This window comes from Janibacter zhangyanbonis (genome assembly GCF_050507325.1).
In the GTDB taxonomy this organism is placed as follows: domain Bacteria; phylum Actinomycetota; class Actinomycetes; order Actinomycetales; family Dermatophilaceae; genus Janibacter.
In genome coordinates this window covers 2,639,447-2,652,237 of record NZ_CP191481.1, presented here as the reverse complement: position 1 = coordinate 2,652,237, position 12,791 = coordinate 2,639,447, and the positions used below count along the sequence as shown (strand labels likewise).

Here is a 12,791-nt window from a genome sequence, read left to right as displayed (position 1 = left end):
GCATTTCCTTGAGGAAATGCGGACATCAGGGAGCCGGAGGCACACCCGGGCTCAGACGTCCGTGACCTCGTGCTCGCCGCGGCGGCGGAGCATGGCCCAGGGGCCGCGGGGGCCGTGGCTGCGGCCACGCAGCTCGGCGGGGCCGACCTCGGTGCCGGGGGACGAAGCAGCCCGCTCGGCGGCGTCGTCGAGGGCGCCGATGCCCTCGCCGCGTGCCGCCTCCGGCTCGGAGTCGTGGGTGGCGCCCTCGGGCCACGCGTCGACCTCGGCGGCCACCGACGGCAGCAGCGCCGAGGCGACCCGGGCATAGCCCGCGGCCGAGGGGTGGAAGCGGTCCTGGCTGAACATGATCGACGGGCTGGCGGCGAACTCCGGCCCGAGCAGGTCGCCGACCGACACGGTCCGTGCCCCGGCGGCGACGGCCGCGACGGTCTGGGCGGCGGCGAGCTCGCGGCTCCACTGGCGCAGCAGCTTGTTGAGCGGGAAGGGCACCGGCTCGACCGTGCCGAGATCGGGGCAGGTCGCGACGACGACCGGGACGTCGAGGGTGCGCAGGTAGCGCACGGTGCGCTCGAGGTGCTGCACGGACACCGCCCGGTCGATGCGGTGGGTGACGTCGTTGGCGCCGATGAGGATGACCGCGACGTCGGGCTGGTCGACCCGGGCGAGCGCCCTGGACAGCTGGGCGCTGAGGTCGGACGACTCCGCGCCGACGACGGCCTCGTTGGTCAGCTCCACCGGCCGGCCCATGATCGCGGCGAGACCGGTCGACAGGATCGCCCCGATCGTCTGGTAGCGGTTGTCCGCACCCATGCCCGCGGCGGTCGAGTCACCGAGCACGAGCAGCTGCACCGGCTCGCCGGGTGCAGCGCCGTAGACGCCGTCGTCGTCGGGCGCTCCGTCGAAGGGGTTGCCGACGATCTTGCGGGTGATCCTGGCCTCGGCCTGGATCAGGCCGTAGCCGAGACCGGCGAGCGTCGCGCTGGCTGCGGCGGTGCCAGCGGCCCCCAGCGCGGCCTTGCCGACGATGCGTCCCAGCTCTGCCATGACTCTCCTCGTGTGGCCGGTCGTGGGCCCAACTGTGTCATCCCGAGGTGACAAAGCCAACGAGCGGTGCGACACCCCCGTCGTCATGGGTACGGTCGGCTCGACGCACGGCACTCGCACGAAGGACCACGATGACCGACTACCCCACGCTCTTCTCGCCGCTCGACCTGGGCTTCACGACCCTGCGCAACCGCACGATCATGGGGTCGATGCACACCGGCCTCGAGGACCGGGCGAGCAACTTCGAGCGGCTCGCGGCCTTCTACGCCGAGCGGGCGAAGGGGGGAGCCGGGCTCATCGTCACCGGCGGCTTCGCGCCGAACATCGAGGGCAGCTTCTACCCCTTCGCCTCGAAGCTCACGACGAGCCGCGAGGCCCGGCGCCACCACCAGATCACCGACGCCGTGCACCGCGAGGGCGGCAAGATCGCGCTGCAGATCCTCCATGCAGGGCGCTACGCCTACCACCCCTACTCCGTGTCTGCCTCGTCCGGGAAGTCGCCGATCACCCCCTTCGCCGCACGCGGCCTGAGCGAGAAGGGCGTCCGGCGCCAGATCCGTGCCTTCGCCCGGGCCGCCGAGCTCGCCCGCTCCGCCGGCTACGACGGCGTCGAGGTCATGGGCTCCGAGGGCTACTTCATCAACCAGTTCCTCGCGCCGCGGACCAACCAACGCACCGACGGCTGGGGCGGCACGCCGGCCAACCGACGTCGCATCGCCACCGAGATCGTGCGCGCCGTGCGCGCGGCGGTGGGGGAGGACTTCATCGTCATCTACCGCCTGTCGATCCTCGACCTCGTCGAGGGCGGCCAGACCTGGGAGGAGATCCTCGCTCTGGCCACCGAGATCGAGGCCGCCGGCGCGACGATCCTGTCGACCGGCATCGGCTGGCACGAGGCGCGGGTGCCGACGATCGTCACGTCGGTGCCGCGGATGGCCTTCACCGAGGTCGCCGAGCGGCTGCGCCCGCACGTCGACATCCCGGTCGTCACGAGCAACCGGATCAACATGCCCGACCAGGCCGAGCAGGTCCTCGCGGCCGGCCACGCCGACCTCGTCCAGATGGCGCGCCCGTGGCTCGCCGACCCCCAGTGGGGCACGAAGGCCGCTGCGGGGCAGAGCGAGCGGATCAACACGTGCATCGCCTGCAACCAGGCCTGCCTCGACCACACCTTCCAGCGCAAGGTCGCCAGCTGCCTGGTCAACCCCCGCGCCGGCCACGAGACCGAGCTCGTCCTGTCGCCCACCGCCCGTCGCAAGCGGGTGGCCGTCGTCGGCGGTGGCCCGGCGGGTCTGTCCGCTGCCGTGTCCGCGGCCGAGCGGGGCCACGCGGTCGAGCTCTTCGAGGCCGGCGACGACATCGGCGGCCAGTTCGCGCTCGCCATGCGCATCCCGGGCAAGGAGGAGTTCGCCGAGACGATCCGCTACTTCCGCGGCGAGCTCGAGCGGCGTGACGTGACCGTGCACCTGGGCACCCGGGTCGGCGCCGACGACCTCGCGGGCTTCGACGAGGTCGTCCTCGCCACCGGTGTGACGCCGCGCGTCCCCGAGATCGAGGGCATCGACCACCCGATGGTCGTCACCTATCCCGAGGCGGTCCTGGGCACCCGCGAGATCGGCGAGCGGGTCGCCGTCATCGGCGCCGGCGGCATCGGTGTCGACGTCACCGAGCTGCTGACGACCGTCGAGTCGCCGACGCTGGACCTCAAGGAGTGGCAGGACGAGTGGGGCGTCGACCCGCTGTCCGCCGACCGTGGTGGGCTCAAGGAGGCCCACCCCGCCGCCTCGCCGCGCACCGTCTACCTCGTCCAGCGCAAGGAGAGCAAGATCGGCGCCGGCCTGGGCAAGACGACCGGCTGGGTGCACCGCGCGGCCATCAAGGCCAAGGGCGTCCACCAGATCACCGGCGCCGCCTACGAGCGCATCGACGACAACGGCCTGCACATCACCGTCGACGGCAAGCCGCGCCTGCTCGAGGTCGACAACGTCGTCGTGTGCACCGGTCAGGAGTCCGTGCGTGACCTCGTCGAGCCGCTGCAGGCGAAGGGGGTCGACGTGCACGTCATCGGTGGCGCCGACGTCGCCGCCGAGCTCGACGCCAAGCGCGCGATCCGCCAGGGCACCGAGCTGGCCGCCAGCCTCTGACGTGCGCACCGTCGGCCTGCTCCTCGCCGCCCTCCTCGCCCTCGCCGGGTGCGGAGGGGGCAGCGGGCCGCAGCCGCCCACGGAGCCGACCAAGAGCGTCGACGAGCGCGGCACCCGCACCGACCTCGAGCCGCTGACATCGCGATTCCCCGACCTCGGTGACCCGGTGTCGGCGACGTGGCAGTCCGGCACCCTCGGCGGCGACCGGACCGCCCCCGGCCCCTCGACCTACTGGATCGACGCCGCGGTGACCGTCGAGCCGGAGGTGGCCGACTCCCTTCGCTCGCAGGCGTCGTCGGACCCCGGTCCGCAGATGGACGTCGTCGACGTGGTGCGCGACGAGGTCGACAGCGCCGAGCTCGACCCCGTGACCCTCGCCGGTCCCGAGGGGTGGCAGGTCGACGCCTGGGTCGCCGCCGACCGCGACGTCGTGGTCGTCTCCGCCCGCGGGGAGTGAGCCCGGGCCACACTGGGGGCATGGGAGTACCGCCGTACGAAGGGTGGATCGAGCGTCAGATCCGTGAGGCCACCGAGCGCGGGGAGTTCGACGACCTGCCCGGCGCCGGCCGGCCCCTGCGCGGGATCGAGAGCAGCGACCCCGACTGGTGGGTCAAGGGGATGATGGCCCGCGAGGGGCTCGACAGCAGCGACGCGCTGCCGCCCGCGCTGCAGCTGCGACGCGAGGCCGCCGGCTACCCGCAGTCCCTCGTCGACGAGCGCCACGAGGCCGACGTGCGCGAGCTGCTGCGCGACTTCAACCAGCGCGTGCTCGACGAGCGCCGGCGCCCAACCTTCGGGCCGACGGCGCCACCGCTGGCCCCGACGGTCGACGTCGAGCAGATGGTCGCGGCGTGGCGCCGGCTGCGCGAGGAGCGGGCGCTCTCCCCGGAGCCGGAGGAGGCCCAGGTGCCGCCCCCTTCGCCTCGCCGGTGGTGGCGCCGGCTCCTCGGCAGGTGACCGGGGTCAGGCGTCGCGGCCCAGCACCGACTCCTGGCTGGGCACCTCGTCCTGACGCAGGATGCCGACCTGGCAGGTCAGGCCGTTGGGGCCGTGGTTCGGATCATATACCCTTAGTGCATGAGCGAGTCAACGGTGGCGATCTACGCGCGCCAGAGTCTCGACCGGCACGGCGACGAGCTGGCCGTGGGTCGACAACTCGAGCTGTGCCGAAGGTTTGCCGAGACGAAGGGCTGGACCGTCGCGGGGGAGTACGTCGACAACGATCGCAGCGCGACGAGCGGGGCGCGCCGTCCTGAGTTCGAGAGGCTGCTCGAGGACCGCCCTCCGCGCATCGTCGTCTGGCACATCGACCGACTCGTGCGCCTGACGCACGACCTCGAGCGGGTCATCGACCTGGGCGTGAACGTGCACGCCGTGGAGGCCGGGCACGTCGACCTGAGCAACCCGGCCGGCAGGGCCGTGGCAAAGACGATCACCGCGTGGTCGCAGTACGAGACCGAGCAGAAGGCCGTGAGGCAGCGCGCCGCCAACGACCAGCGGGCCGCGGCTGGGTTGCCCTATGCCGCTCAGCGGGCGTTCGGGTTCGAGCCGGACGGCATGACCGTGCGCGTGACCGAGGCCGACGAGCTGCGAGCGGCTGCAGCAGGCGTGCTGCGTGGCGTGAGCCTGTCGGCGCTCGTGCGCGACCTCAACGACCGTGGGGTGAAGACCGCGACCGGGCGAGAGTGGAAGACGACGACGCTCAAGGCCGCACTGCTGAGCCCGCGCAACGCCGGGATGCGTCGGCACCGTGGCGAGGTCATCGGCAAGGCGGCATGGCCGGCGATCCTCGACGAGCAGACCGCCACGGCTGTGCACGCGATCCTCACCGACCCTGGCCGCGCGAGGAAGGGACCGCCGCTGCGCTACTTGCTGTCGGGCGTCATGCGCTGCGGTGTGTGTGGCGGGCCAATCACGGGGGCGATGGTCAAGGAAGCGCACAAGGGACCGACGTACCGATGCCTGGGCCACGTGTCGCGCAACGCTGCTCGTGTCGACGAGTACGTGATGGGCGTGCTCGTCGCGCGGCTGTCGCAACCCGACGCGCTCGACCTGTTGGCCCGACCTGGCCGCGGTGGCGACCTCGAGCGACTCACGGGGGAGCGGGACGCGCTGCGTGGCCGGCTCGACGGGCTGGCGGAGGCGTTCGCGGCTGGCGGGATCGACATGCAGGCCATGACGGCCGGCACCCGACGCGTGCGTGCCGAGCTCGACGACGTGGAAGGGCAGATCGCGGCCGCGGCTGTCGACGACGCGATGGCATCGGTGGTGACGGCCGACGATGTGACCGCAGCTATCGAGGGGATGCCACAGGACACGTTGCGCCGGGTCATCGACACCGTCATGACGTTGACCCTGGAGAAGATCGGCACGGGCAGGAGACCTGCTGACCGTGGTGTGAGGATCGAGTGGAAGGCGGGGCAGGGATGAGTCGCAGGCAGCCAGCCAGTCAGTATGAGTTCGCCGCTGTGGATATCGAGTGCCCGCACGGGCATCTCGTCGGGAAGGCGCTCAAGAGTCTGGCGGGCCCCCATGCCGGGCAGTACGGAACGAGCAGGGGCGTCCGGTTCGAGGAGTCGCCGGACGCCGACGACGACTCAGGCCGGGTGCGGGGTGACTGCCCCCAGTGCGGCGCGGACGTGATCCTGCGCTGGTCCAAGGTCCGCGATCGCATCGAGGCAAATCTCAAGGTCGGGCGACACACCGACAAGATGCGCTAGACGGTATGGGTGACCACTCGGGCTGACCGAGGGGTTGCGGGCCGGGGCCTCTCTCACACATGTTCGTGGGTTACCGAGTAGGGGCTGCCTGCTCGGCCTGTCCGACAGTTGTGGGAGGCCCCGGTGTTTACCGAGCGTACGAGTGTTGGGCTCGACGTGCATGCACGATCTGTTGCTGCGGCGGCGATCGATGGTGTCACGGGCGAGCTGTTCCAATCGAAGCTGACTCCGTCTCACGAGCACGTCGTGTCCTGGGTCCAAGCCTTGCCGGGACCAGTGGCGGTGACCTACGAGGCCGGGCCGACCGGATTCGGCCTGTACCGACATCTGGCCGCGGCGGGGATCCGGTGCGAGGTCGCCGCGCCGAGCAAGCTGCAAAAGCCCTCCGGTGATCGGGTCAAGACCGACGCCAAGGACGCGATCCACTTGGCTCGGCTGCTGCGCCTGGACGAAGTCACCTCGGTCGCGATCCCGAGCGTGGACCAGGAGGCCGCCCGGGATCTGGTCCGTGCCCGTGAGGACTGCCGCGGTGACCTGATGCGCGCCCGGCACCGACTGTCGAAGTTGTTGCTGCGCCACGGGGTCGTCTACTACGGCGGTGCCGCGTGGACCGGCAAGCATGACGTGTGGTTGCGCCAAGAGGCACTGTCACAGTTGACCGGTCGTGCCACCCGGCTGGCCTTCGACTCCGATTACGAGGCCGTGCTGACGGTCCAGGCACGCCGCGACCGACTCAACGTCGCGATCGAGGAGATGGCCGCTGACGGCGAGTTCACCGACGTGGTCCACCGGCTCGGGTGCCTGCGCGGGGTGGGCACCCTGACCGGGTTCGCCTTGGCGGTCGAGGTCGGTCGGCGACTGGCACCGGTTCACCGGCAACAGCATCGGTTCCTTCGTCGGGCTCGTACCCAGCGAGTACTCCTCCGGCAGCTCGCGCGTGCAGGGATCGATCACCAAGACCGGCAACACCCATGTACGTCGACTGCTGGTCGAGGCCGCCTGGCACCACCGCCCCCGCTACCGGATCGGCAAGACCATGCGTGATCGGTGGGACCTGGCACCCGCTGCTGCCCGGTCCCGCGGGGACGCGGGCAACCGACGCCTGCACGAGCGGTGGGTGAGGTTCAACGAACGCAGGAAGAAGCCCACCGTCGCCAACATCGCCATCGCGCGTGAGCTCGCCGGCTGGTGCTGGTCCCTGGCCGTCCTCGAAGGAGCGTCCATGCCATAGGCCCCACGAACTGCTTCGTCGCCGCGCCGGTACTGGTGGCAGCGCGTGGAGCGACCCGCGAAACACCTATGAGCAGCCAGCCCAGACTGGCCACGCTCGTTGCTAGACACGCGGTCCAGCTCCTGCCGAAAGCACCGTCCTGCGGTAACCAACCCGCGAATATCAGTCTGACCGCGCGTCGGGAAACGACACGCTCGCCAGCACCACGACGACGAAGCATGAGGCGCCCGCCCCCTGATTCGGGGACGGGCGCCTCACCCTGCCTCTTGACAAGAAGTCGCTCCATATCAGGTGTCGGCCGCTGCCGGTACTATTGGCAGCAGTAGCCTTCGGGCCGGTTCGACAGCCGATCAGAGTCGAAGTTAGGTGCCTCTCAGCGGAGGTGCGGAAACGCATCGCTGAGAGGCATTTCTCATGTCCGCACGGACGATTCAAGCCAAGCTGGCGGCCGCATCTCGCCACCGCCCCAACGAGGACCACAGCGACCTGCGCCGCGACCACGCGGCCGAGAAGCTGGCCGAGCACATCGCCAAGGTGGTCGCTACAGCCCCGCCCCTGACCGTGGAGCAGCGCGACCGTCTGGCCAGCCTGCTGCGGGGTGGTGGTGTCGGATGAGCGACCAGACAGAAGTGCGCCCCCCGGCCGGCGAAACCGAGGGGCAGAAGACCACACAGACGGCGCGTTGTCTCGACGTCAAGATTACCGCTGACCTGGCGGCCCGCGCACGCAGGCACGACCACGGTGTGCTCGTGCTGGCCGAGCGTCGGGACGGCATCGTCACCTCGCAGGTGTTCGCTGACCTGGCCGCTGCTGAGCGCAAGGTCTGGCGCACGCGGGAGCGTGGCTTGTCGGCGTCGCTGCAGCTGGTGCGTCTGGTGCCGGTGATGCACGTCGACCTCGACGAGCTCGGGGGTGGTGGCCGATGACGACGCCGAGGAACGTTCTGGACGAGTGGCCGCCGAGCCGCTGGGACGACTACTGCACCGGATGGTCTGCCGGCTACCTCGAGGGGCTCGAGCGTGGCCGTGCCTTGGCCGACGCCGAGGCCGCTGCTCGTCACCGCGCGGCTGCCGACGTGGTGCTGGCGATGACCCGCACGCCCGAGGTCGACCGGGCCGAGGCTGCCGCTCGACGTGCGCGGATCGACGCGCGGTTTGGGGGTGCGTGATGGGTACCTATGGGGTGGACTACCCGGACGTGCCGGACGTCGACCCGTTCGCGCCCGGCACGCTGGCCGAGCTGCTGGCCGGTCTGCGGGAGTGGCAGCACCTGCCGGACCCGATGCACGTCATCGCCGCGCTGGCTGCCGCAGCGACCCGCCACGAGACCGGAGAGGCGACGTGGCTGCTCATGGTGGCCGCACCCTCGAGCGGGAAGACCGAGGCGGTCCGGCTGCTCGACGACGCCGCAGACGCGCGCCTGGACGAGATCACCCCGGCCGGGCTGCTCGGGTGGTCCAAGGGCAAGAGCGTGAAGCCGTCGGGCGTACTGGCACGGATGGGCCCGCGCGGTCTGGTCACGTTCGGTGACCTGTCCACGCTGCTGGCGACCAGTGACCGGGGCGGGCGTGACGTTGTGTTCGGACTGCTGCGCCGGGTCTATGACGGGCATGTCACCCGCGACATCTCACCGCAGGGCAAGCCCGCCGAGGGTGCGCCGGATCGGCTCGAGTGGTCCGGGCGTCTGACCGTCGTCGGGTGCGTCACGCAGGCCATCGACAGGTACACCGCCCACGCTGACCAGCTCGGGGCGCGGTGGCTGTACATCCGGCTACCGGAGCGGTCGACCGCTGAGAAGCGGCACGCGGCCGCGCTGGCCCGTCGGTCTGCGCTGGGTGAGCGTCGCGCCGAGGCTCGTGCCACCGTGGCCGCGCTGCTGGCCGGCGTCGCCTCACCGCTGCCGGACCTCGACGACGAGACCGCCGACGTCATCGAAGATGCCGCCCTGGTCACCGCGTGGGGCCGCGCGAGCGTGCCGCGCAACGGATACGGCCGGCGCGATATCGAAGGCGTGCCGATCGTCGAAGAGCCCATGCGTCTGGTGCAGCAACTGTCGGGCGTCGCACGCGGTGTGCTGGCGCTCGGTCTGCCGACGCAGGCGGCGCAGGCGGTCGCGCGTCGGATCGCGCTCGACTCGATGCCCGAGGCCCGGCGCGCGGTGCTTGAGGCACTGTCCTTGGGTGAGCCGCTCAACACCTCCAAGGTGGCGCGGACGGCCGGCGTTGACCGCAAGGTGGCTCGGTTCCAGCTCGAGGAGCTGGCCGCCATCGGCGTGGTGACCAATGACCGTGTGGACGACGACGAGGAAGAGCCGACGGGCCCTGTGACGTGGATTCTCGACGGCGCGGACGGGGCGCTCATCGCTGACGTACTGAGCGAGCACAGGCGGTGCGGGGGGTGGGACGAAACGTGGGTACCAACCCCCCAAACCCCCCAGATAAGAGAAGAGGGAGACGACAGTACGCAGGGGGTACCCACGTTTCGTCCCACCCCAGAGAGCGGCCCACCTACCGACATTTCTGGCACAGATTCGCGCCAGGCCCCCGGCGCGCGTCGACCCCTGCCGACCGACGCGACGGGCCGGCCGATGCCGTGCCCGGACTGCGGCCGCAAGCCGCACCACACGTTCACGTGCACGTGGGGCCTGCCAGAGCAGACGAAGGAGACCGACCGATGAGTGCGACGTACCGTGAGAGCGTCGAAGGGTGGCGCTGGGACTACCTGACCCCGTGGGGCTGGATGCCGGCGTCCGGTACGCCGGAGTATTACGGCAAGGACAGCCTGCCGCGTGGTTGGTACCGGGTCGAGCGCGCTGTGTGCCTGATGCGCAACCACCGTGCACCGCACCCGGACTGCACGTGCGGTGTGCACGCGGTCGAGCACCTGACGCCGACCATCGCTGACCGCATCGACGAGCTCGACGCCAAGCGCGCGATCGCTGTCGCTGACGGGCGGGTTCCGGACCCCGAGGCGCTGGTCATCACCCTGTCGCGCGTCCGCCTCGAGCGCGTCCTGCCGACAGCCTGGCCGGACGACGAGGAAGCCCTGCGCTCCCACCCCGACGCAGTGCCCGACCCGCCCCACACCATCCGGGCACACAGGAAGACCTACCTCGAGGTACTCGTCGACCGTGATTGGCCGTCGCTCGAGGGTGGGTGGCCCGCCGAGGTTGTGCCCGAGGACGGCGTGCACTACGTGCCAGACCTGGCCGAGTGGGTCCGTAACCGGTGCGGCGACGACCTCGAGCGGTTCCTCGACGAGGTGCTGTCGTGAGCGCGCGCGAGGTCCTCGACCGGGCCCTGCTCGACCTCGCAGCCGACCGCCGTCGACCGCGCTGCGGTGAGCCGGCAGACCACCTGCTGTGGACGAGCGAGAAGACCGACGAGAGGGCCCGGGCGGCTGCCCTGTGCGTCGGGTGCCCCGTCCTGCGGCAATGCGCTTTGGCGGCTGAGGAAGAGGGCGAGCTTTTCGTGTGGGCCGGCGTCGACCGCGGCGTGCGACCACCGAAGAAGACGACGAGGAAGGACCGATGATGGATTACGCCGAGGCCGACGACCGCACGCCCGTCTGGGTTCGCAAGGTGGAGGACAAGCGAATCAAGACGCTGACGAGGCGACGCGATCACCTGCGCCGACTGCTGGACGACGGAGACCGCACGGACCTGCAGTACCTGAAGTCCGAGGAAGCCGCGCTCACCTGGGCGCTGAAGATGATCCGCGAGGCGCAGAAGAGGAATGGGCGATGATGCACGACCTGACGCCCGACGAGCTGCTCGACGCGAACGAGCGGTGCCGGCAGTACGCCGGCAAACCCCTCGACGAGTGCACCCCGGACGACATCGTGCGCGTGCGGGCCGGGCTGGCCGTCGAGCTGAAGTTTCACACCATCATGCGCGACGAAGCGCTGCACGAAATCTCAGAAATCGTCGCCCGTGCGCGAGCGCGACGACGGGGTCATACCTGAAGTACACTTGAGGTATCCGATCACCGGATGAGCAGCAGCCCGTGACAAGTGACGACGACCGTAGGGCCAAGTCACGAAGATCGCCAGCCCTGACATTCGGCAGCGTGAGGCCAGCGGTAACCAACCCGTCCGCCGAGCCCGTGAGGATGCCGCGATGCGCGGTGAGTAGAGCCAGCCGGCAAATGCCCGGTCCGTTCCTCCCGTAGCGGTCTCAACCATCACTGCTAGCCCGTGCATGGGCGCGGGCAGATTCGGAGCACAACCATCATGAACGAGGCACTCAAGAACGACCTGGCAGCCATGAAGGCTGGCCGGGATGCCGGACAGAAGGCGCTCGACAGCGGGCGCTACGACGACGACACCCTCGACACCATCACGCGTGGTCTCGATGCCGCCGAGCGGGTCAAGAAGGCGAAGGAGGCCGACGCGATCATGGACGGGCTGAAGTCCCTGAGCCGGGGCATGCTCGACCCTGGCGGCGCGCCAGAGCGGTCCACGTTCGACCGTGAGCACGTCAAGGATGGACTCACCCGCGCGCTGCAGTCCAAGAGCCCTTTCGGGTTCAACATGCCGTTCACCAAGGCCGCGCTGACGGCCGGCGACCTCAACCTGCCGGCGACCGGCACCACCGTGTCCGACGTGCCGATCGGTCAGGGTGTCGTCGCGCTGCGCGAGCTGCTGCAGCCCCAGAATGCCGAGAGCGGTCTGGTGCGCTACTACAGCATCGGTGCCGGCGCGGCTGACGTTGTGGCCGAGGGTGCGCTCAAGCCCGACCTCGGGGCGAGCATCACGCCGCACGACGCCGAGTTGCTGAAGATCGCGGCCACGTTCACGTTCACCGACGAGCTCGTGCGTGACGCCGGGTTCCTGGTCGACCACGTGCAGCGCGAGGCGGTCCGGGCGGTGCTCGTGGAAGAAAACGCGCAGATCGTGGCCGCCTTCGAGGCCGCCACCGGGTCGCTGACCGCCAGTGGCACCCTCGATTCGGCCATCGACGTGCTGGCAGGCGCGATCGGTGCGACGCAGGCGAGCAACGGTGTGACGCCGAGTGTCATCGTCATGTCGCCGGTCGACCTCGCCACGATCCGCACCGCCAAGGCCAGCACCGCAGGTTCGTACTTCGTCGACCCGCTGGCCGCCGCGCCGAGCGCGATCCACGGCGTGCCGCTGGCCGCCACGCCCGCGGTCGCGTCCGGCAAGGCGTACCTCGTGTCCGCTGGCTTGGGCGTGTTCTACACGCGCGACGAGCTGCGAGTGGAGTCGGGTTACACCGGCGATGACTGGATCTACAACCGGGTCACCACCCGCGTGGAGGAGCGAGTTCTGCCGGCGATCATCCGGCCGTCGCTGCTGACCAAGGTCACGCTCACCACCGCGTGATGAGCGCGGGCGTCCGACCGACGCCCAAACGGCAACACCCCGCGACCGCCCTCCTTCAGTCGCGGGGTGTTGTCATGCCCTGGGGAAGGGGGGTCGGCATCACGAAGGATCGCGCCGACGCCTGACTCTCCCGGCAGTCGGGCATCTATCTACTGGGAAAAATTTTTGGACGGTCGACTTCACAGAGGCTCATGGGCGCTCACAGACCTCCTGAGCCTCTGTGTGTGCAAGCGGACTGCCGGGCGCTAGTCGGGCGACCGTGCGGGGCCCGCGATCCGGACCCCCCTTCCCGACCTGTGCTGTCGGC

At 70.4% G+C, this 12,791-nt stretch carries 16 protein-coding genes and 2 pseudogenes; 17 read left to right on the top strand and 1 reads right to left on the bottom strand.

Annotated features, from left to right (window positions below):
• Positions 1–51 precede the first annotated feature (51 nt).
• Positions 52–1,047 carry an SGNH/GDSL hydrolase family protein gene (locus ACQBJO_RS12975; RefSeq protein WP_255184204.1) on the bottom strand — a complete coding sequence of 332 codons (996 nt, stop codon included), beginning with the start codon at positions 1,045–1,047 and terminating at the stop codon, positions 52–54.
• Between the two features lie 131 nt (positions 1,048–1,178).
• Between ACQBJO_RS12975 and ACQBJO_RS12970 the strand changes: the two genes are divergently transcribed.
• From ACQBJO_RS12970 to ACQBJO_RS12890, 17 genes and pseudogenes are all read left to right on the top strand, one after another.
• A complete protein-coding gene (locus ACQBJO_RS12970) occupies positions 1,179–3,191 on the top strand; it encodes an FAD-dependent oxidoreductase (protein WP_421008632.1) in 2,013 nt (670 codons plus the stop codon).
• A 1-nt stretch (position 3,192) separates the two neighbouring features.
• Positions 3,193–3,648 carry a hypothetical protein gene (locus ACQBJO_RS12965; RefSeq protein ID WP_255184202.1) on the top strand — a complete coding sequence of 152 codons (456 nt, stop codon included), beginning with the start codon at positions 3,193–3,195 and terminating at the stop codon, positions 3,646–3,648.
• A gap of 20 nt (positions 3,649–3,668) precedes the next feature.
• Positions 3,669–4,148 carry a DUF1992 domain-containing protein gene (locus ACQBJO_RS12960; RefSeq protein WP_255184201.1) on the top strand — a complete coding sequence of 160 codons (480 nt, stop codon included), beginning with the start codon at positions 3,669–3,671 and terminating at the stop codon, positions 4,146–4,148.
• A 120-nt stretch (positions 4,149–4,268) separates the two neighbouring features.
• Positions 4,269–5,621: a recombinase family protein gene (locus tag ACQBJO_RS12955; RefSeq protein ID WP_421008631.1), complete on the top strand. Its 1,353-nt coding sequence runs from the start codon at positions 4,269–4,271 to the stop codon at positions 5,619–5,621.
• Positions 5,618–5,911 (top strand): hypothetical protein, encoded by a 294-nt coding sequence (locus tag ACQBJO_RS12950; protein ID WP_421008630.1) that lies wholly within the window; start codon positions 5,618–5,620, stop codon positions 5,909–5,911. The genes ACQBJO_RS12955 and ACQBJO_RS12950 overlap by 4 nt, the downstream gene beginning before the upstream one ends.
• Before the next feature lie 123 nt (positions 5,912–6,034).
• A pseudogene (locus tag ACQBJO_RS12945) lies at positions 6,035–6,424 on the top strand (IS110 family transposase); the annotation flags it as partial.
• A 370-nt stretch (positions 6,425–6,794) separates the two neighbouring features.
• A pseudogene (locus ACQBJO_RS12940) lies at positions 6,795–6,875 on the top strand (transposase); the annotation flags it as partial.
• Positions 6,876–6,947: 72 nt separating this feature from the next.
• Positions 6,948–7,142, top strand: a complete 195-nt coding sequence (locus ACQBJO_RS12935; protein WP_430407110.1) for a transposase — start codon at positions 6,948–6,950, stop codon at positions 7,140–7,142.
• Positions 7,143–7,556: 414 nt separating this feature from the next.
• Positions 7,557–7,757 carry a hypothetical protein gene (locus ACQBJO_RS12930; protein WP_421007627.1) on the top strand — a complete coding sequence of 67 codons (201 nt, stop codon included), beginning with the start codon at positions 7,557–7,559 and terminating at the stop codon, positions 7,755–7,757.
• Complete coding sequence (locus ACQBJO_RS12925; protein WP_421007626.1) at positions 7,754–8,068, top strand: hypothetical protein; 315 nt, start codon at positions 7,754–7,756, stop codon at positions 8,066–8,068. Before ACQBJO_RS12930 ends, ACQBJO_RS12925 begins: the two co-directional genes overlap by 4 nt.
• Positions 8,065–8,310 carry a hypothetical protein gene (locus tag ACQBJO_RS12920; RefSeq protein ID WP_421007625.1) on the top strand — a complete coding sequence of 82 codons (246 nt, stop codon included), beginning with the start codon at positions 8,065–8,067 and terminating at the stop codon, positions 8,308–8,310. Before ACQBJO_RS12925 ends, ACQBJO_RS12920 begins: the two co-directional genes overlap by 4 nt.
• The gene (locus ACQBJO_RS12915; protein WP_421007624.1) at positions 8,310–9,818 is read left to right on the top strand and encodes a hypothetical protein; all 1,509 of its coding nucleotides are present in this window, start codon (positions 8,310–8,312) and stop codon (positions 9,816–9,818) included. The genes ACQBJO_RS12920 and ACQBJO_RS12915 overlap by 1 nt, the downstream gene beginning before the upstream one ends.
• Positions 9,815–10,414, top strand: coding sequence for a hypothetical protein (locus ACQBJO_RS12910; RefSeq protein WP_421007623.1), 600 nt, complete (start codon positions 9,815–9,817; stop codon positions 10,412–10,414). The genes ACQBJO_RS12915 and ACQBJO_RS12910 overlap by 4 nt, the downstream gene beginning before the upstream one ends.
• The gene (locus ACQBJO_RS12905) at positions 10,411–10,674 is read left to right on the top strand and encodes a WhiB family transcriptional regulator (RefSeq protein WP_421007622.1); all 264 of its coding nucleotides are present in this window, start codon (positions 10,411–10,413) and stop codon (positions 10,672–10,674) included. The genes ACQBJO_RS12910 and ACQBJO_RS12905 overlap by 4 nt, the downstream gene beginning before the upstream one ends.
• Entirely contained in the window at positions 10,671–10,886 is a 216-nt protein-coding gene (locus ACQBJO_RS12900; protein WP_421007621.1) for a hypothetical protein, read from the top strand. The genes ACQBJO_RS12905 and ACQBJO_RS12900 overlap by 4 nt, the downstream gene beginning before the upstream one ends.
• Complete coding sequence (locus tag ACQBJO_RS12895; RefSeq protein WP_421007620.1) at positions 10,883–11,104, top strand: hypothetical protein; 222 nt, start codon at positions 10,883–10,885, stop codon at positions 11,102–11,104. Before ACQBJO_RS12900 ends, ACQBJO_RS12895 begins: the two co-directional genes overlap by 4 nt.
• A gap of 267 nt (positions 11,105–11,371) precedes the next feature.
• Positions 11,372–12,484, top strand: a complete 1,113-nt coding sequence (locus ACQBJO_RS12890) for a hypothetical protein (RefSeq protein ID WP_421007619.1) — start codon at positions 11,372–11,374, stop codon at positions 12,482–12,484.
• Positions 12,485–12,791 lie beyond the last annotated feature (307 nt).